Origin of the sequence: Cellulomonas sp. HZM (assembly GCF_000708885.1) — a bacterium.
GTDB lineage: Bacteria > Actinomycetota > Actinomycetes > Actinomycetales > Cellulomonadaceae > Cellulomonas.
Genome location: NZ_JEOE01000024.1, coordinates 1 through 18,572, shown reverse-complemented (window position 1 = coordinate 18,572; position 18,572 = coordinate 1). Strand labels below are relative to the sequence as shown.

The window sequence follows — 18,572 nt, the reverse complement described above, 5'->3', positions numbered from 1 at the left end:
TCTGAGAGTCCGATACCTCGCCTATCGACGAGTATCCACAGGTTTGTCCACTTTCGTGGATAGACCGACCGTCCAGTAAGTAAACGTTGTCAGTCGGGTAATGCCAGGTCGAAGGCGATGGCGAGCGCGTCAGCGAGCGCGCGCTCCTCGGCGGGCAGGAGATGGCCGACCTGACGCCCCAGTGCCGACGCGGGGACCGTCATGACGTTCTCGAGCGAGACGACGCACGCGTGGTCCAGCCCGTTCGCGACGCCGAGCGGTACCTCCGTCGACAGCCCGCGGATCCTTGAGGTGATGGGAGCGACGGTCACGGTGTTCAGGTGCGGCCGGACGAGCTCGCGCGTCAGCACCAGCACCGGGCGCGGCTTGTCGAGCTGGGCCACGTGGATCGGGCGCATCAGTTGTCCATCGAGAGCGAGCGTCGCGCCCAGGCTGCTAGGTCGTCCAGATCTGCGTCGACGGGCTGGTTCGTGAGGATCGAGACGTCCCGCTCGGCGATCGCGCGACGGAGCTCATGGGCGAGCGCGGCCTCCACCACTGCCGCGCGGCTCCGCGCCCGGCCTGCCGCCACGAGCCGGTCGGCGAACGCGACGAGCTCGTCGGGCAGCCGGACCGTGATCTGTGTCGTCATCCCATAATGGTATGGCCGCGGGATGCGAGGACGCGACGCTGGTTGTGCGGTCAGTCGTCTTCGGGTGCGACGAGGCGTGAGCGGAGCTCGCGGATCTCGAAGGGGTCGGAGGTGGCGGTGGTCTGGGCGGTGCCCAGGACGTCGTGCCAGGTGGTGTGGCCTGCCAGGCGCCAGCGGCCTTTCCAGGTGGCGGTGAGCGTCACCTGGACGGTGCCGAGCTGGTCGTAGGTGTGCCACAGCGTCTGGTGCGGGTAGGGCTTGCCGGCCTCGGTGGTGGTCAGGTCCCTGGTCTTGTCGCCCCAGTTCCAGGTCCAGGACTGGGCGTCGGCCTCGACGTCGATCTTCTGCCCGAGGACCTCGGTGGTGAGCTTCTGGGTGACGTCGTCGGTGAAGACGATCGTCTCCTTGTTCACCAGCACCCACCCGCGGTCCGGTTGCACCGTGAGCGCAGGCTTCGCCAGCGGCAGCACCCGGAAGTCCTCGACGGACAGGACGAAGACGTCTTCGGGACAGTCGATCCAGATGACCAACGTCCATGCTTGCCACGCGGCCGTGACGGAGGCTCGTTCGCGACGCCAGAGCGGCTGCAGGCCCGGGCCGTCCTCGCATGCGATCGGGTCGTCGGTGCCTCCTGCGCAATCTCCGTTGAGTGGGGTCATGGCCGTGACACTGAAGTCGACCCCATTCCCGCGGCACCCCGGAGCGCGCTTGTACTCCACGACGCGTTCCTCGGGTGGACGACGGTTGGACTCGATCCGAGCACGCTCTCCGTCGACGCCGCCGATCGTGACGTGATCGTCCGACGCGTTCGAGCCCCAGCTCGTGCCACCGTTCGGAGTCATCGGAAGGAGCGTGACCGCGACGGTCGCGAGAGCAGCTGTCGCCGCGATCACGAGTTCACGTTGTCGACGCCGCGGACGACCCATCTGGACCCGACGCGGTGCACCACGAACACCGTGGCGTAGTCGTGAGAGGGCTGCTGGTCCACGACCGTGCCCGCATCGTCGACGGTCGTCGAAGCGCGTTCGTGGAGCTTCGTCGTGATCGAGTACGACCAGTCCGCGACCTTGAGCTTCTCGCCGACCTTGACCGTCATCTCACCGCCCTCGACATGTGTGCCAGATTTCGAGAGCTCGTTGGCGTTCGCGACCGCGCTGGCACAGAACTGGCACGCGTCGTCGCTGATGCGCTGCCAGTCCTTCGTGTCTCCGGTGGCATTCATGTAGGCGTAGAGAGATACCAAGTACTTGACCGCTGCAATGGCTCCCGACTCGCCGTGATCGTTGAGGTCTGCCGGGGGTTCCGGGCGTGTGGCGATCGACGTCGGCCGGCGCGTCGGCGTGGTCGTCGTGGGCGGTGTCGACGTGTGCGTGGGTTCGAGCGAGGGCGTCGGTGCCGCGATCGACGTGGGGGCCGTCGCGGGAGGCTCCGCCACCGCGTCGCCGCCCGTGCACCCAGCCAACTCGAGAACACCACCAACAGCCGCCGCCACCACGAATCCCCTGCGCATGCCGCAGAACCTACCCAAACCCGACACCGCCCGTGGCCGCTTCTCACCATCCTGTGGAAACCGAGACAAGATGGCCCACGTGCTGCACGTCGTCTTCTTCGAGCCCCGCATCCCCGGCAACACGGGCAACGCGATCCGCATGGTCTCGGGCACGGGCGCCACGCTGCATCTCGTCGAACCGCTCGGCTTCGACCTCGACGAGGCGAAGTTGCGCCGCGCCGGCCTCGACTACCACGACCTCGCCCACGTCAAGGTCCACGCGGACCTGACGGCCCTGTGGGACGAGCTCCCGGACCAGCGCGTGCTGGCGTTCACCACGCAGGCGACCACGAGCTACGCGACGCAGGAGTACCGCGACGGCGACGTCCTGCTGTTCGGCCCCGAGCCGACCGGCCTCCCGCCGGAGGTCCTGGCCGACGAGCGCATCACGAACCAGCTGCGCATCCCGATGCTGCCCGGTCGTCGTTCGATGAACCTGTCCAACGCTGCGGCCGTGGCGGCGTACGAGGCGTGGCGTCAGCTCGGGTTCCCCGGCGGGGTCTGACGGCGGGGCGAGCAGGCGTACGGTCGAGAACGGCCGACGACGAGGAGGAACCGTGTCCCTGAACGCATCCGAGCGCCGGCGCACCCGCGACGAGCTCGCCGAGAACTTCCGCCGCTCGGGCCGCACGCCGACGGACGTCGAGCGCGACCTCGGCATCAGCGAGCGGGACCTCGACGCCGTGCTCGCGATGGACGACGACGTCCACCCCGCCACCACCTGGCTGGTGCGCGACTACCTCGTCGCCGAGGTCGAGGCGGCGGGCGGGGAGGTCTTTCCCTTCACGTCCCTGACCGAGCAGATGCGCGACGCGGCCCGCGGCTGGTTCGGCATCGCGGATCTCGACGACGTGCGCGCTAGACCAGCGACCCCCTGAGCGCGAGGGTGTCCAGCGGGCCGAAGCTCACGTTGAACGCCCCGCTGACCTGCACCTCCGTGCCGTCGAGCCGCGCTCGCAGCGTGAGGGTCTGCGGTCCGCCGACGAACCGCGCGAACAGCGTGTACTCCCCGTCGCCCGTCCACGCCCCGGTGAGCAGCGCCTCCTCGGCGTAGGTCCGCGTGACCCGCACGAGGTTGCGCGCGGGCACATCGTGCCCGGCGACGAGCACCTCGGTCCGGTCGACGAACGTGAGCGTCAGCTCGTCGGACCCCGTGAGCTGCCGGACACGCACGGACGTCAGCCCGATCGGGTTCGTCTCCAACGTGAGGGTGCGTCCGTCGAGGGAGGGGACCGCCGCGACCGACGCGGGCGGGTCCAGCCGCAGCGATCCCAGCCGGTCGACGAGGGCCGCGTGCCCGGCGGGGTCGGCGGGCAGCTCGTCGGGCGCGACGCCGGGCAGCAGGTGCTCCCACACGGCGTCGAGCTGGTCGTGCATGGCAGAGCGACCGCTCGTGAGCACGACGACGAGCTCGAGCGCGGGGACCACGACGCAGAACTGCCCGAACGCGCCGTCGCCCCGGAACGCGTCGTGCCGGCACCGCCAGAACTGGTACCCGTACCCCCGGCCCCAGTCGCTCGACGGGTCACGACCGGTCGACACCTGGGCGCTCGTGGCCTGCGCGACCCACCCCTCGGGCAGCAGCCGCACGCCGTCGAGCACGCCGTCGCGCAGGTACAGCTCGCCGAGGAGCGCGATGTCCTCGGTCGTGGCCGACATGCCCGACCCGCCGACCTCGATCCCGGCGGGGGAGCGCTCGGCCGTCATGCCCTCGATGCCGAGCGGCTCGAGCAGACGCGGCGCGAGGAACTCGGTGACGCGCCGCCCCGTGCGGCGTTGCAGCAGCTCCGAGAGCATGTAGGTCGACGACGTGCTGTACACGAACGTGGTCCCCGGGTCGTGCTCGAGGGGAGTCGCCAGAAAGGTGCGGGCCCAGTCGTCGGACTCCAGGACCGCGTCGCTCGGGTCGGTCCCGTGGCCGCCCGTCATCGTGAGCAGGTGCCCCACGCGCAACGCGCGCAGGCGGTCGTCAGGCTCGGCGGGCGCGACGTCGGCGAAGTGGTCGAGCACGAGGTCGTCGAGCGTGAGCAGCCCCTCGGCGCACGCGAGCCCGATGGCGGTGGACGTGAAGCTCTTGCTCAGCGAGTACAGCAGGTGCGGGCGGTCCGACGAGAACGGCGCGGCCCACCCCTCGGCGACGACGTGCCCCCGCCGGACGACCATGAGCGAGTGCAGCTCCGGTAGGCCGACGAGCGCGTCGACGAGCGCGAGCAGCGCCGCCGACGAGACCCCCTGGTGCTCGGGCACGGACCGGGGGAGCCGACGACGACCAGGCATCCCCGCATCGTGCCACGTCGGCGCACCGACCCGACCGAGCGGAAGCGCGCGGCCATCGGTGGGACCTGGCTCGTGGAGCGAACCGGATCCCACCGCGCGCGGAGTCAGCTGGTCCCGCGCACGACGATCGTCGGCTCGAAGATCACCGACGTGACCCGCCGGTCGGGGTCCGCGATGGTGTCGAGCAGGATGCGCGCCATCTCGGACGCCATCTCCTCGATGGGCTGCCGCACGCTCGTCAGGCCGGGCCGGGACAGCGCACCGACCGACGAGTCGTCGAACCCGACCACGGACACGTCCTGCGGCACGCGGAGACCGTGGTCGTGCAGCGCCTCGATCGCGCCGAGAGCCATGAGGTCGTTCGACGCGAACACGGCGTCGATCTTCGCCTCCTGCTGCAGGAGGTCCTGCATGGCGGAGACGCCGCTCGCGTACGTGAAGTTGCCGTTGACGGTCGGCACCCACGGGTGGCCGCGGCGCGCCATCTCGTCCTGGAAGCCCGAGAGGCGGTCGCGTGCGGCGGGGACGTCGAGCGGGCCGGAGATCGCGACGACGTGCCTGCGCCCGCGGTCGACGAGGTGCGCGGCAGCCAGCGCGCCGCCGTCGCGGTTGGCGACGTCGACGTAGCTCATCGGCACCTGCTGGGCCGGCCGGGCGAACTGCACGGCGGGCATGCCGGCGCGGACGAGCAGCTCGGGCAGCGGGTCCTCGGAGTGCGTCGACACGAGCAGCGCGCCGTCGGCGTTGCCGTTGCTGAGCGCCGAGATCACCCGCTGCCGGTCCGCCTCGGTCTCGGCGAGCATGAGCACCGGGTCGACGTCGCGCGGGCGCAGGGCCCGCAGCATCCCGCCGACGACGCGTCCGAAGAACGGGTCCGCGAAGTCGATCGTCGTGCTGCCGTCGGCGTGCGCCTCCTCGGCCCCGGACACGACGACGATCACCGCGCCGGTGCGCCGCGTGACGAGCGAGCGCGCGGCGAGGTTGGGCACGTACCCGACCGTCGCGATCGCGGCGCGCACGACCTCCTGGATCTCGGGCGCGACGCGACGCTTGCCGTTGACGACGCGGGACACCGTCGCGCGGGACACCCCGGCGACGCGGGCGACGTCCTCGAGCGTCGGGGCGCCCCCCGAGCGGTTGGCGGCGGATGCGTCGTCGAGCAGTGCCCCGGGCTGCTCGTCTGCTGGCACGACCGGCGTCCCCTGAGGCGGCGTCGCCTCGAGGGTTGCGGCTCCTGCGTGCGGTGGCTCGTCGGCGGGCGGGGCTGCGCCGTGCCGGTCCTGTCCCATGCTCGGATGCTAGCAGCGGTGGGACAGCGCTCTCCCGCGACAGGGCTGTTCGGGTGGCCATTTCGGGACTCATTACCCGATCGGGGCACGTTCTCGGCTTGACGGGATGCCCGAGAACGGGTGAAATCCGGGTATAGCTCCAACGAAGGAGACGTCGTGGGCGCCTGATCGGGCCTCCTCGCCGGACTCTTCCCCGGCGTCGCACCCCGTGCCGGTGGTAGAGCGCTCTCCCAGATTCAGCAGCCCGCTGCGGGAACGTGAGTCCCGCTGGCGCCTCATCGACGAGACGCCGCCAGCACCAAGCAGCACACGCACCAAGCAGCACACGCACCAAGCAGCACAGGCACCAGCCAGCACCCCAGGCACCACCCGCATCGACCGGCCGCCAGCTCGACGACGAACTCGGCGCCCCGCGGGCCCGACGCAGCAGTCGGACCCCGGGCCCCGTCGTCGAGAGGCAGCCCCTAGAGGAGAGATCCGTGCAACCACTGTCCACCACCCCCCGCGGGGCCTCGTCGCGGAGCCGGAGGGTCGCGGCGCTCGTCGCGACCGGCGCGCTCGCGCTGATCGGGCTGACCGTGCCCATCGCGGCCGCCCAGGCGGCCCCGACCCTGCTCTCGCAGGGCAAGACCGCAACCGCGTCCTCGACCGAGAACGCCGACTACCTGCCGGCCAAGAACGCCGTCGACGGCGACAACGGCACCCGGTGGGCCAGCCAGGCCACCGACAACCAGTGGCTGCAGGTCGACCTGGGGGCGGTCGACAGCATCGAGCGCGTCGACCTGCGGTGGGAGGCGGCCTACGGCAAGGGCTACCTGCTGCAGACGTCGAACGACGGCTCGAGCTGGACCACGATCAAGACCGTCACCAACGGCACGGGCGGCAACGAGTCGCAGACCGTCTCGGGCAGCGGCCGCTACGTCCGCATCCAGGGCACGGCCCGTGGCACGGGCTACGGGTACTCGCTGTGGGAGTTCCAGGTCTACGGCACCGCGGGCGGCACCACGACGACGCCCCCGACCACGCCGACGGGCGGCACCTGCGGTACGACGAACGTCGCGCAGGGCAAGACCGCGACGTCGTCGTCGTCCGAGGGTGCTGGCTACGTCGCCGGCCTCGCGGTCGACGGGAAGGCCGACACGCGCTTCGCGAGCTCCGCCGCGGACAACCAGACGTGGACGGTCGACCTCGGTTCGTCGCAGGACGTCTGCCAGGTGAAGCTGAGCTGGGAGGCGGCGTACGGCAAGGCGTACCAGGTGCAGGTCTCGGACAGCGCCACCAGCGGCTTCACGACGATCGCGTCGGTGACCGCGGGCAAGGGCGGCAACGAGACGCTCGCCGCGGTCGGCAAGGGGCGCTACCTGCGGCTCAACCTGCAGACCCGCGCCACGGGCTACGGCTTCTCGCTGTGGGAGGTCCAGGTCAACACCTCGTCGGGCGGCACGACGAACCCGACGGACCCCACGACGCCGACGGACCCGACGACGCCGACCAACCCCGACGGTGACCTCACCAACCCGAACGTCCCCGACGGCCCGGCCGACGGCAAGGTCAAGGTCGCGGGCTCGCAGGGCAACTGGGCGCTGCAGGTCAACGGCAAGCAGTGGGTCGTCAAGGGCATGACCTGGGGCCCCTCGGTCGCCGACTTCCCCAACCACGTCGCCAACCTCAAGGCGATGGGCGTCAACACGATCCGCACGTGGGGCACCGACGCGGGGAGCAAGGCGCTCTTCGACCAGGCGGCCGCGAACGGCATCCGCGTCATCGCGGGCTTCTGGCTCGCACCCGGTGGCGGTCCCGGCTCGGGCGGCTGCCCGGACTACGTCAACGACGCGACGTACAAGGCCAACTCGATGAACGACATCCTCACGCAGGTCCGCGCGTACAAGGACAACCCCGGCGTGCTCATGTGGGACGTCGGCAACGAGTCGCTGCTGGGCCTCGGCTCGTGCGGCACCACCGGTGGTGGCGTCGAGCAGAACCGCAACGCGTACGCCAAGTTCGTCAACGACGTCGCGGTGCAGATCAAGGCGATCGACCCCAACCACCCGGTGACGTCGACCGACGCGTGGACGGGCGCGTGGCCGTACCTCAAGGCGAACGCCCCGGCGCTCGACCTCTACGGCCTCAACAGCTACGGCGCGGTGTGCGCGACGAAGCAGACGTGGATCGACGGCGGCTACACCAAGCCGTACATCCTCACCGAGGGCGGCCCGGAGGGTTCGTGGGAGGCCAAGCCCGACGTCAACGGGATCGCCAACCAGGGCACCGACCAGGACAACGCCAACGGCTACGTGAAGTCGTGGAACTGCCTCGCGGCCCACAAGGGCGTCGCCCTGGGCGCGACGATGTTCCACTACGGCACCGAGGGCGACTTCGGCGGCATCTGGTTCAACGTCATCCCCGGCGGCAACAAGCGCCTGAGCTACTACGCGATCGCCAAGATGTACGGCGGCTCGGCGGGCCAGGCGGGCGTCAACACCCCGCCGACGTTCCAGTCGATGTCGATCGACAGCTCGACGAACATCGTCGCGGGCTCCACGGTGACCATGCGTGCCGCGATCAGCGACCCGCAGGGTGACGCCATCTCGTACCACGTGTTCCTCAACAGCCAGCCGATCAACGACGCGGGTGGTCTGCTCGAGGTGCCGTTCACCAAGACCGGCAACGTGTACACGTTCACCGCCCCGCAGATGCTCGGCGTGTGGAAGGCGTACATCTTCGCCGAGGACGGCAAGGGCAACGTCGGCGTCCAGACGGTCTCGTTCCGGGTCGCCCCGCCGGCCGTCAACGGCACGAACATCGCCAAGGGCAAGACCGCCACGGCGTCGTCGTTCGACCAGTACAACGGCAACTGGTCGCCCGGCCAGGCCGTCGACGGCGACTACACCACCCGCTGGGCGTCCAACTGGACCGACAACGAGTGGATCCAGGTCGACCTCGGCGCCAAGAAGACGTTCACCACCATCCAGCTCGTCTGGGAGGCGGCGTACGCCAAGGGGTACCAGATCCAGACGTCCGACGACGGCTCGAACTGGACCACCATCAAGACGGTCACGGACGGTGACGGGAACGTCGACACGCTCAGCGTGAACGGCAACGCCCGCTACGTCCGCCTGCAGGGCGTGACCCGCGGCACCGCGTACGGCTACTCGCTGTACGAGCTCGGCGTCTACGCCTGATCCAGCTGCGTGCCCGCTCGTCGGGCGCGCCCCAGAACGGTCCGGGTGGGGCTGTGGGCTGCGGCCCCACCCGGACCGCCCCCGGTCACCAGGCCGGGACCCGCACGCACAGCAGCCCAGATCACGGACCGCAGCCCACGGACCGCACAGGTCGCAGCCCACGCTCCGCACGCACGACGCACACACGGCCACCCCGGCCGTCCAGGCGCACCACCGAAGGAGACAACCTCAATGGGCACCCACACCTCCGCGCGACCTCCGGCGCGCGGTCGAACCAGGGCCTGGCTGGCGGCGGGACTCGCCGCCGTCCTCGTCAGCACCGGCGTCGTCGCCGCGCTGGCGTCCGGCGCGCAGGCCGCCTCGGTCAACATCTCGCAGGGCAAGGCAGCCTCGTCCTCGTCGGCGGAGGGCGCGGACTTCGTCGCGTCCAAGGCGGTCGACGGCAACACCGGCACGCGCTGGGCCAGCCAGTGGTCCGACGCGCAGTGGATCCAGGTGGACCTGGGCTCGAGCGCCACGATCGACAACGTGCAGCTCAAGTGGGAGGCGGCGTACGCCAAGGCCTTCCAGGTCCAGCTGTCCAACGACGGCTCCACGTGGACGACGGCAGCGACCGTCACCAACGGCACGGGCGGCAACCAGACCGTCGCCGCATCGGGCACCGCGCGCTTCGTGCGGCTCAACCTCACGCAGCGCGGCACCGGCTACGGCTACTCGCTGTGGGAGCTGCAGGTGTTCGGCTCGGGCGGGACGTCGACGCCGCCGACGACGCCCAAGCCGCTGCCCCCGGCCCCTCCGGGAGCCGACACGACGGTGACGCACCACGAGTTCCAGGCCAACTGCGTGCCGAACCACGTGCTCCCCGACGACCCGATCGTCTTCCCGGGCCAGGCCGGTGCGTCGCACAGCCACACGTTCATGGGCAACAGCACGACGAACGCCCAGACCACGGCTGCGTCGCTGCTCGCGACGAACGCCACCACGAGCTGCACGGTCCCGCAGGACCGCTCGGCCTACTGGTTCCCGACGCTGCTCCGCAACGGCAACCAGGTCGTGTCCACCGACGAGCAGACCATCTACTACAAGTCGGGGATCATCGACTACAAGAAGGTCCAGCCGTTCCCGGCCGGCCTGCGGTTCGTCGTCGGCAACATGCTCGCGACGCAGGACGAGTTCAAGAACTCTCCCGGCACCGTCGAGGGCTTCGAGTGCGGTGACAGCACGCGCAACTGGGACATCCCGACGGCGAGCTGCCCGACGGGCTCGAAGCTCAACATCCGCTACCAGGCCCCGAGCTGCTGGGACGGTGTCAACCTCGACTCCGCCAACCACAAGAGCCACATGGCGTACCCGGTCAACGGCGAGTGCCCTGCGGACCACCCGGTCCCGGTGCCGATGATCGAGTTCAAGCTCTCGTGGCCGGTCGACGGCAACCTGTCGAACGTCGCGTTCTCGAGCGGGCGCGGCTACTCGTTCCACTACGACTTCTTCAACGGCTGGGACCCGGCCGTGCTGAAGGCGCTCACGGAGCACTGCATCAACGGCGGCCTCCAGTGCAACCCGCACGGCTTCGACCTGTACAAGCCGTGGGCCGGCGGCGTGCTCGACGCCAACAACAACCTCATCCCCTGACGGGAGACGCCGGGGGCCGCGACGCGCTCGCGGCCCCCGGCGCCCTCGTCGTCCCGAACACCCCTCACCGCCGGCAACGCGGCCGGCACCGAACAGCAAGGACTGCCATGCACCACGCCACCACCACCCGGAGCAGCCGGCGCCCCTTCGCGCTGGTCGCCGCCGGGCTGTCGGCCGCGCTCGTCGCCGCCGGCATCGTCGGGTCGATCGCGTCCAGCGCGAGCGCCGCCGACGTCAACCTGTCCCAGGGCAAGACCGCGACCGCGTCGAGCACCGAGAACTCCGGCTACCTCGCCGCGTCCCAGGCCGTCGACGGCGACACGACCACCCGGTGGGCGAGCCAGGCCACCGACAACCAGTGGCTCCAGGTCGACCTCGGCTCGGTCAAGACGATCTCGAGCGTCAAGCTGCAGTGGGAGGCCGCCTACGGCAAGGCGTTCCAGATCCAGACGTCCACGAACGGCACGACGTGGACCACGGTCGCGACGGTCACCAACGGCACCGGCGGCACGCAGACCGTCGCCGCGTCCGGCAGCGGCCGCTACGTGCGCATGCAGGGCACCACGCGCGGCACGGGCTACGGGTACTCCCTGTGGGAGTTCCAGGTGTTCGGCTCGGACGGGACGACCCCGACGACCGGCACGCCGACGACGAGCGCCCCCTCCGGCACGTGCGGCACCACGAACGTGGCGCTCGGCAAGGCCTCGTCGGCCTCGTCGGTGCAGACCGGCTCCGACTACGTCGCCGCGAACGCGTTCGACGGCAAGGACAACACCCGTTGGTCGAGCGCCTCGACGGACGACGAGTGGCTCCAGGTGGACCTCGGCTCGTCGCAGGACCTCTGCAAGGTCGAGCTCGACTGGGAGGGTGCGTACGGCAAGGCGTACAACGTCCAGGCGTCCGACAACGGCACGTCGTGGACGACGATCGGGTCGGTCACCGCCGGTACGGGCGGCAAGGCGTCGGTCGCGGTCTCGGGCAAGGGCCGCTACGTGCGCATCGCGGGCGTGCAGCGCGGCACCGGCTACGGCTACTCGCTCTGGGAGGTGCGTGTGTTCGCAGGCACGGGCGGCTCGACGACGACGCCCACCCCGACGCCGACCACCACCCCGACGGGTCCGACGATCCCCGGGGCGGACCCGGCGAACCCGAACTTCGGGCCCAACGTCTACGTCTTCAAGGCGACCGACGACCAGTCGGCGATCCAGACGAAGGTCAACGACGTCTTCAGCCGGCAGGAGTCCAACCAGTTCGGCACCGAGCGGGACCAGTTCCTGTTCCTTCCGGGCACCTACAACCTGCAGGCCAACATCGGCTTCTACACCGCGATCAGCGGCGCCGGCCAGAACCCCGACGACGTGAACATCAACGGCGGCGTGTGGGTCGACGCGCAGTGGTTCGGCGGCAACGCGACGCAGAACTTCTGGCGCTCCGCGGAGAACTTCGCGGTCACGCCCTCGACGGGTCAGGACCGCTGGGCGGTCGCGCAGGCCGCGCCGTTCCGCCGGGTCCACGTCAAGGGCGACCTGGCGCTGAACTCGTCGGCCTACGGCTGGGCGTCCGGTGGCTACATCGCCGACTCCAAGATCGACGGCAAGACGTCGGCCTGGACGCAGCAGCAGTGGTACACGCGTGACTCGACGCTCGGCAACGGCTGGGAGGGGACGCTGTGGAACATGGTGTTCTCCGGCACCCAGAACGCACCGGCGACGTCGTTCCCGTCGCCGGCCGTGACGACGCTCGCGACGACCGGGGCGGTGCGCGAGAAGCCGTACCTGTACTGGAAGGACGGCAAGTGGGCGGTGTTCGTGCCGTCGCTGCGGAGCGGCACGACGGGCGTCACGTGGCCGAACACGCCGGGCACGTCGATCGGGCTCGACAAGTTCTACCTCGCCCACCCGGGTGACAGCGCCGCGACGATCAACCAGGCGCTCGCGCAGGGCCTGAACCTGATCTTCACGCCCGGCGTCTACCACACGGACCAGACGATCAACGTGACCCGGGCGGACACCGTCGTGCTCGGCCTCGGGCTCGCGACGATCATCCCGGACAACGGCGTGGACGGCATGAAGACCGCCGACGTCGACGGCATCAAGATCGCGGGGCTCCTGTTCGACCAGGGCACGACGAAGTCCAACACGATCCTCACGATCGGGGCCTCCGGTGCGCACACGTCGCACTCGGCCAACCCGCAGTCGATCCAGGACGTGTTCATCCGCGTGGGTGGCGTCGTCGCCGGCAAGACGACCAACGCGATCGTCGTCAACGCCGACAACACGATCATCGACCACATCTGGTCGTGGCGTGCCGACCACGGCGCGGGCGCCGGGTGGACCGACAACGTCGCCGACTACGGCCTGATCGTCAACGGCAACAACGTCAACGGGTACGGGCTGTTCGTCGAGCACTACCAGAAGTACAACCTGCTCTGGAACGGCGAGAACGGGCGCACGATCTTCTTCCAGAACGAGCTCCCGTACGACCCGCCGTCGGTCGCCGCGTGGAGCCACGACGGGATCCGCGGGTACGCCGCGTACAAGGTCGCGGCGAACGTGAAGAACCACGAGGCGTGGGGGCTCGGGTCGTACTGCGTGTTCACCACCGACCCGTCGATCACGGTCGACAACGGCTTCGAGGTACCGATCACGCCCGGCGTGAAGATGCACTCGCTGTCGACCGTCTCGCTCGGCGGCAAGGGCACGTACGCGCACGTCATCAACGGCACGGGCCCGACCGCCCAGGGCACGGACACGGTCCCCGCGACCGTGACGAGCTACGGCGGCTGACCTCGCAGGACGCCACTCGGGCCCGGTCCTCCGTGCGGGGGCCGGGCCCGTGGTGCGTCCGCGTCGGCACAGGTGATTCGTGTCAACCCCTTCCGCCGGGCGAAATGTCCGTCTAGCGTGCGTCCCTGAGCGGTGCGCGCGCACCGGGCCTGCTCTCCACCTCGTTCCTACGAGCGCCACACCCCGGCAGCCGTAGAGCGCTCTCTGCGCGCGACCACCCCAGCTCCGCTCCGACCGGGAGTCGTACCGGCGCCCGTGCTCGACGTGGAGCACGGGCGCGTCTCCCGGTCCCGCGCGGTCGCAGCGTCGCGGCCGCAGCAGCCAAGGGATGCACGCATGCACACCATCGGAACAGCACCACCCTCACCGGCTCGACGAGGCGCCCGGCACTCGGCCCGACGAGCAGCCCGACGCGCGATGGCGGGGCTCGCCGCCGCCGCGCTCGTCGCGGGCGCCGCGCTGGTCTCGACCGCGGGTGCGGCCCAGGCCGCGGCCGTGAACCTCTCGCAGGGCAGGACCGCGACGGCCTCGTCGTCGGAGAACGCCGGGCTCGGGCCCGCGCTCGCGGTCGACGGCGACACCGGGACGCGCTGGAGCAGCGCGTTCTCCGACCCGCAGTGGATCCAGGTCGACCTGGGCCAGCGGTCGTCGCTCGAGCGGGTCGACCTGCGCTGGGAGGCCGCGTACGCGAAGGCCTTCACGGTGCAGGTGTCCGACGACGGGACGAGCGGCTGGACGACGCTCGCGACGGTCACCAACGGCACCGGCGGCAACCAGTCGCTGAACGTGACCGGCCAGGGCCGCTTCGTGCGTCTCGCGCTCACGTCGCGGGCCACGGCGTACGGGTACTCGCTGTGGGAGCTGCAGGTCTTCGGCACCCCCGGCACGACGACCGACCCCGGCACCTGCGGCACGGCGAACGTCGCGCAGGGCAAGACCGCGACGGCGTCGTCGACCGAGAACGCGGGCACGCCCGCCTCGGCGGCCGTGGACAACAACCTCGGGACGCGCTGGTCCAGCGCGTTCTCCGACCCGCAGTGGTGGCAGGTGGACCTCGGCTCCGCTCAGCAGCTCTGCCGTGTCACGCTGCGGTGGGAGGCCGCCTACGGGAAGGCGTTCCGGGTGCTGACGTCGAACGACGCGAGCACGTGGAGCACCGCCGCGACGGTCACCAACGGCACGGGCGGCAACCAGGACGTCGCCGTGCAGGCATCCGCGCGCTACGTCCGGCTCGACCTGACGGCCCGCGCGACCGCGTACGGCTACTCGCTCTGGGAGGTCCAGATCGCCACCGGATCCGGCACGACGACGCCCACCGACCCGATCCCGGGCGGCGGCGACCTCGGTGCCAACGTGCACGTGTTCACGCCCGCGATGTCGCAGGCGCAGATCCAGTCGGTGCTCGACTCGACGTTCTCCGCGCAGGAGACGGCACAGTTCGGGACCCGGCGTGACCAGTTCCTGTTCGCTCCCGGGACGTACGGCGTCCAGGCGAACATCGGCTTCAACACCTCGATCTCCGGCCTCGGCCGCAACCCCGACGACGTCAACATCACGGGCGGTGTGTGGGTCGACGCGCAGTGGTTCGACGGGAACGCGACGCAGAACTTCTGGCGGTCGGTCGAGAACCTCAAGATCACGCCGTCCACGGGCGAGGCCCGCTGGGCGGTCGCGCAGGCCGCGCCCATGCGCCGCGTGCACGTCGCCGGCAACCTCAACGTCGCGCCGTCGTCGTACGGCTGGGCCTCGGGCGGCTACATCGCCGACTCGAAGGTCGACGGCACCGCGCGGTCCTACTCGCAGCAGCAGTGGTACACACGCGACTCGCAGCTCGGCGGCTGGGACGGCTCGGTGTGGAACATGGTGTTCTCGGGCGTGGCGGGCTCGCCCGCGCAGCACTTCCCGAACCCGTCGCACACCGTGCTCGCCACCACCCCCGTCTCGCGCGAGAAGCCGTACCTCTACCAGTCCGGCACCGGCACGGACTGGCGGTCGCTGTCGGTGTTCGTGCCGTCGCTGCGCACCAACGCACGCGGCGTCTCGTGGCCCAACACACCGGGCACCTCGATCCCGCTCTCGCAGTTCTACGTCGCGAAGCCCGGGGACAGCGCGGACCGGATCAACGCCGCGCTCGCGCAGGGGCTCAACCTCCTGCTCACGCCCGGCGTCTACGAGCTGACGAAGACGATCGAGGTGAACCGGGCCGACGCCGTCGTGCTCGGGCTCGGGTACGCGACGGTCGTACCGACGGCGGGGCAGACCGCGATGCGCGTCGGCGACGTGAACGGCGTCAAGATCGCGGGTGTGCTGTTCGACGCCGGCGTCACCAAGTCGCCCGCGATGCTCGAGGTGGGCACCGCAGGCAACCACACCGACCGTGCGTCGAACCCCGTGTCGCTGCACGACGTGTTCGTGCGGATCGGCGGCCGCATCCCGGGCAAGGTCGGCTCGGCCATCGTCGTCAACTCCGACGACACGATCGTCGACCACATCTGGTCGTGGCGCGCCGACCACGGGGCCGGCGTCGGCTGGACCGCCAACCCCGGCGACTACGGGCTCGTCGTCAACGGCAACGACGTCCTGGGCGAAGGGCTGTTCGTCGAGCACTACCAGAAGGAGAACACCCTCTGGAACGGCAACAACGGGCGGACGATCTTCTACCAGAACGAGCTGCCCTACGACGTGCCCAACCAGGCGGCGTGGCAGAACGGCTCGCGTCGCGGGTACGCCGGGTACCGGGTCGCCGACTCGGTGACGACCCACGAGGCGTGGGGGCTCGGCGTGTACTGCTACTTCAACGTCGACCCCTCGATCGTCGTCGACTCCGGCTTCCAGGCGCCGACGAGACCCGGTGTCCGGTTCCACGACATCCTCACGGTGTCGCTGGGCGGCAACGGGACGATCCAGCACGTCATCAACGGGACGGGCGGGGTCGCGCAGGGGACGGACACGATCCCTGCGTACGTGAACGAGTACTCGGGGTGATGCCGGCGCCGAACCGGGGCTGAACCGGTGCCCGGGGCCCGTCGCCGCGCGACGGGCCCCGGGTCGCCGTACCGGTCCGTGCTAGTCGGTCTGCTCGGCCTGCGCCGCCGCTCCCACGGGCGCCGTCGACTCGTCCAGCGCCGCCAGTACGCCCGGGCCGTAGCGCTCGAGCTTGGTCGCCCCCACGCCCGAGACCGTGCCCAGCTCGTCGAGCGAACCGGGCATGCGGCTCGCGATCTCGCGCAGCGTCGCGTCGTGGAACACCACGTACGCGGGGACTCCCTGCTCGCGCGCGGCGGCCGCACGCCATGCGCGCAGGCGCTCGAACGCACCCACGTCCCCCGGGGCCAGGTCGGCGGCCGGCGTCGACGAGCCGCGTGCGCGCCGCGTGCGGCCAGAACCCGCCGTGGGGTCGCGGCGCAAGGGCACCGTCCGTTCGCCCCGCAGCACGTCGGCCGAGCCCGGGGACAGGCGCAGCGTCCCGTACCCCTCGGTGTCGACCTCGAGCAGCTCCGCCGCGAGGAGCTGGCGCACGACGCCCCGCCACTCGCCGTCCGAGAGGTCCGCGCCAAGGCCGAAGGTCGACAGCGACGCGTGCCCCAGCTGCTGCACGCGTGGCGTCTGCTTGCCGCGCAGGATGTCGACGAGATGGCCCACGCCGTACCGCTGCCCGCGCTGGTCGAGGCGCACGATCGTCGAGAGCAGCTTCTGCGCCGCGACCGTGCCGTCCCATGCGTCCGGCGGTATCAGGCACGTGTCGCAGTTGCCGCACGGCTCGCTCGCCTGGCCGAAGTAGCCGAGCAGCTGCACGCGCCGGCACGTGACCGTCTCGCACAGTGCGAGCATCGCGTCGAGGTGCTGCGTGAGGCGCCGACGGTGGGCCGCGTCCCCCTCCGAGGTGTCGATGAGCCGGCGCTGCTGGACCACGTCCGCGAGCCCGTACGCGAGCCACGCGGTCGACGGCAGCCCGTCGCGTCCCGCACGGCCCGTCTCCTGGTAGTAGCCCTCGACCGACTTCGGGAGGTCCAGGTGCGCGACGAACCGCACGTCCGGCTTGTCGATGCCCATGCCGAACGCGATCGTCGCGACCATCACGACGCCGTCCTCGCGCAGGAACCGCGCCTGGTTGCGTGCGCGGACGTTCCGGTCGAGGCCCGCGTGGTACGGCAGCGCGGTGATGCCCTGGCCCGCGAGGAACTCGGCGGTCTGCTCGACCGACGAGCGCGACAGGCAGTAGACGATCCCTGCGTCGCCGGGGTGCTCCTCGCGCAGCAGGGTCAGCAGCTGGTTGCGCGGGTTGTCCTTCGGGGCGATGCGGTACTGGATGTTGGGCCGGTCGAAGCTCGCGACGAAGTGCCGCGCGTCGCCCAGCTGCAGGCGCTCGGCGATCTCGCGGTGCGTCGCCTCGGTCGCGGTCGCCGTGAGCGCGATCCGCGGCACGTCGGGCCAGCGCTCGTGCAGCATCGACAGCTGCAGGTAGTCGGGCCGGAAGTCGTGCCCCCACTGGGACACGCAGTGGGCCTCGTCGATCGCGAACAGCGCGACCGTGCCGCGGTCCAGCAGCTCGACCGTCTCGCGCACGCGCAGGCGCTCCGGTGCGAGGTAGAGCAGGTCGAGCTCTCCCGCGAGGTACGCCTGCTCGACCGCGCGGCGCTGCGCCGGGTCCTGGGTCGAGTTGAGGAACCCGGCCCGCACGCCGAGCGCCGACAGCGCGTCGACCTGGTCCTGCATGAGCGCGATGAGCGGGCTCACGACGACGCCCGTGCCGGGCCGCACGAGCGCGGGCACCTGGTAGCACAGCGACTTGCCGCCGCCCGTCGGCATGAGCACCAGCGCGTCGCCACCGCCGACGACGGTCTCGATGATCTGGGCCTGCTCGCCGCGGAACTGGTCGTACCCCCACACGCGGTGCAGCACGTCGAGCGGGTGGGGCCGGGGGCCGTCGTCGCCGGTGGTGCCGCCGACGACGACGGACGCCGGAACGGTCGCAGACATCGGTCCGGCGCCGGACGCTGCGGCGGTAGCGGGCATGGGCGTACCAGCCGGGCGACGGCCCGTCCGCTCGGGTTCGGGCGGTGCCTCGTCGTACCCGGACGGCACCTCGTCGTACCCGGGGTCGAACGGCGGCTCCTCGAGGTGCCAGGCGAAGTCGTCGTCGGGGTTCACGGCAGCAACCCTACGAGCCACGACCCACACGCCGGACCCCCCTGTGGACCACGCCCGTCCCCACCTCCCTCCTGT

13 protein-coding genes are annotated in these 18,572 nt (G+C 70.9%); 6 read left to right on the top strand and 7 right to left on the bottom strand.

The features are described from left to right. Nucleotides 1-89 precede the first annotated feature (89 nt). From AW16_RS0112360 to AW16_RS18805, 4 genes are all read right to left on the bottom strand, one after another. Entirely contained in the window at nucleotides 90-398 is a 309-nt protein-coding gene (locus tag AW16_RS0112360; RefSeq protein ID WP_029290813.1) for a type II toxin-antitoxin system PemK/MazF family toxin, read from the bottom strand. Beyond that, nucleotides 398-631, bottom strand: a complete 234-nt coding sequence (locus AW16_RS0112355; RefSeq protein WP_029290811.1) for a YlcI/YnfO family protein — start codon at nucleotides 629-631, stop codon at nucleotides 398-400. Before AW16_RS0112355 ends, AW16_RS0112360 begins: the two co-directional genes overlap by 1 nt. Nucleotides 632-681: 50 nt before the next feature. Continuing rightward, a complete protein-coding gene (locus AW16_RS17215; protein WP_034649054.1) occupies nucleotides 682-1,290 on the bottom strand; it encodes a PKD domain-containing protein in 609 nt (202 codons plus the stop codon). A gap of 230 nt (nucleotides 1,291-1,520) precedes the next feature. Then, nucleotides 1,521-2,141: a DUF6318 family protein gene (locus AW16_RS18805; RefSeq protein ID WP_231496037.1), complete on the bottom strand. Its 621-nt coding sequence runs from the start codon at nucleotides 2,139-2,141 to the stop codon at nucleotides 1,521-1,523. A 79-nt stretch (nucleotides 2,142-2,220) separates the two neighbouring features. Between AW16_RS18805 and AW16_RS0112335 the strand changes: the two genes are divergently transcribed. Together AW16_RS0112335 and AW16_RS0112330 are read left to right on the top strand one after the other, a co-directional pair. After that, nucleotides 2,221-2,685: a tRNA (cytidine(34)-2'-O)-methyltransferase gene (locus AW16_RS0112335; RefSeq protein ID WP_156044161.1), complete on the top strand. Its 465-nt coding sequence runs from the start codon at nucleotides 2,221-2,223 to the stop codon at nucleotides 2,683-2,685. Between the two features lie 52 nt (nucleotides 2,686-2,737). Further along, nucleotides 2,738-3,058, top strand: coding sequence for a DUF2316 family protein (locus AW16_RS0112330; protein ID WP_051681912.1), 321 nt, complete (start codon nucleotides 2,738-2,740; stop codon nucleotides 3,056-3,058). Here the strand turns inward: AW16_RS0112330 and AW16_RS17210 are convergent. Both AW16_RS17210 and AW16_RS0112320 read right to left on the bottom strand, forming a co-directional pair. Then, nucleotides 3,039-4,457 (bottom strand): serine hydrolase, encoded by a 1,419-nt coding sequence (locus AW16_RS17210; RefSeq protein ID WP_034649036.1) that lies wholly within the window; start codon nucleotides 4,455-4,457, stop codon nucleotides 3,039-3,041. The genes AW16_RS0112330 and AW16_RS17210 overlap by 20 nt on opposite strands. Before the next feature lie 104 nt (nucleotides 4,458-4,561). Next, nucleotides 4,562-5,746, bottom strand: a complete 1,185-nt coding sequence (locus tag AW16_RS0112320; protein ID WP_081861644.1) for a LacI family DNA-binding transcriptional regulator — start codon at nucleotides 5,744-5,746, stop codon at nucleotides 4,562-4,564. 479 nt (nucleotides 5,747-6,225) lie between these two features. On the opposite strand from AW16_RS0112320, the gene AW16_RS0112315 reads away from it, so the two are divergent. The 4 genes from AW16_RS0112315 (at nucleotide 6,226) to AW16_RS0112300 (ending at nucleotide 16,331) form a co-directional block, all read left to right on the top strand. After that, nucleotides 6,226-8,928: a discoidin domain-containing protein gene (locus AW16_RS0112315; RefSeq protein WP_197021617.1), complete on the top strand. Its 2,703-nt coding sequence runs from the start codon at nucleotides 6,226-6,228 to the stop codon at nucleotides 8,926-8,928. 231 nt (nucleotides 8,929-9,159) lie between these two features. Next, nucleotides 9,160-10,560 carry a DUF1996 domain-containing protein gene (locus tag AW16_RS0112310; protein WP_051681911.1) on the top strand — a complete coding sequence of 467 codons (1,401 nt, stop codon included), beginning with the start codon at nucleotides 9,160-9,162 and terminating at the stop codon, nucleotides 10,558-10,560. Nucleotides 10,561-10,667: 107 nt separating this feature from the next. Continuing rightward, on the top strand, nucleotides 10,668-13,346 hold the full coding sequence (locus AW16_RS0112305; protein WP_051681910.1) for a discoidin domain-containing protein: 2,679 nt from the start codon (nucleotides 10,668-10,670) through the stop codon (nucleotides 13,344-13,346). Between the two features lie 417 nt (nucleotides 13,347-13,763). Then, nucleotides 13,764-16,331: a discoidin domain-containing protein gene (locus tag AW16_RS0112300; protein ID WP_029290792.1), complete on the top strand. Its 2,568-nt coding sequence runs from the start codon at nucleotides 13,764-13,766 to the stop codon at nucleotides 16,329-16,331. 81 nt (nucleotides 16,332-16,412) lie between these two features. Here the strand turns inward: AW16_RS0112300 and recQ are convergent, their stop codons facing one another. Beyond that, nucleotides 16,413-18,362, bottom strand: a complete 1,950-nt coding sequence (gene recQ / locus AW16_RS0112295; RefSeq protein ID WP_081861646.1) for a DNA helicase RecQ — start codon at nucleotides 18,360-18,362, stop codon at nucleotides 16,413-16,415. Between the last annotated feature and the right edge of the window lie 210 nt (nucleotides 18,363-18,572).

Excerpts from the sequence above, each read along its gene's own strand:
- AW16_RS0112360 (WP_029290813.1), bottom strand. The coding sequence starts at position 398 with ATGCGCCCGATCCACGTGGCCCAGCTCGACAAGCCGCGCCCGGTGCTG.
- AW16_RS0112355 (WP_029290811.1), bottom strand. The coding sequence starts at position 631 with ATGACGACACAGATCACGGTCCGGCTGCCCGACGAGCTCGTCGCGTTC.
- AW16_RS17215 (WP_034649054.1), bottom strand. The coding sequence starts at position 1,290 with ATGACCCCACTCAACGGAGATTGCGCAGGAGGCACCGACGACCCGATC.
- AW16_RS18805 (WP_231496037.1), bottom strand. The coding sequence starts at position 2,141 with ATGCGCAGGGGATTCGTGGTGGCGGCGGCTGTTGGTGGTGTTCTCGAG.
- AW16_RS17210 (WP_034649036.1), bottom strand. The coding sequence starts at position 4,457 with ATGCCTGGTCGTCGTCGGCTCCCCCGGTCCGTGCCCGAGCACCAGGGG.
- AW16_RS0112320 (WP_081861644.1), bottom strand. The coding sequence starts at position 5,746 with ATGGGACAGGACCGGCACGGCGCAGCCCCGCCCGCCGACGAGCCACCG.
- AW16_RS0112310 (WP_051681911.1), top strand. The coding sequence starts at position 9,160 with ATGGGCACCCACACCTCCGCGCGACCTCCGGCGCGCGGTCGAACCAGG.
- AW16_RS0112305 (WP_051681910.1), top strand. The coding sequence starts at position 10,668 with ATGCACCACGCCACCACCACCCGGAGCAGCCGGCGCCCCTTCGCGCTG.
- AW16_RS0112300 (WP_029290792.1), top strand. The coding sequence starts at position 13,764 with ATGGCGGGGCTCGCCGCCGCCGCGCTCGTCGCGGGCGCCGCGCTGGTC.
- recQ (WP_081861646.1), bottom strand. The coding sequence starts at position 18,362 with ATGCCCGCTACCGCCGCAGCGTCCGGCGCCGGACCGATGTCTGCGACC.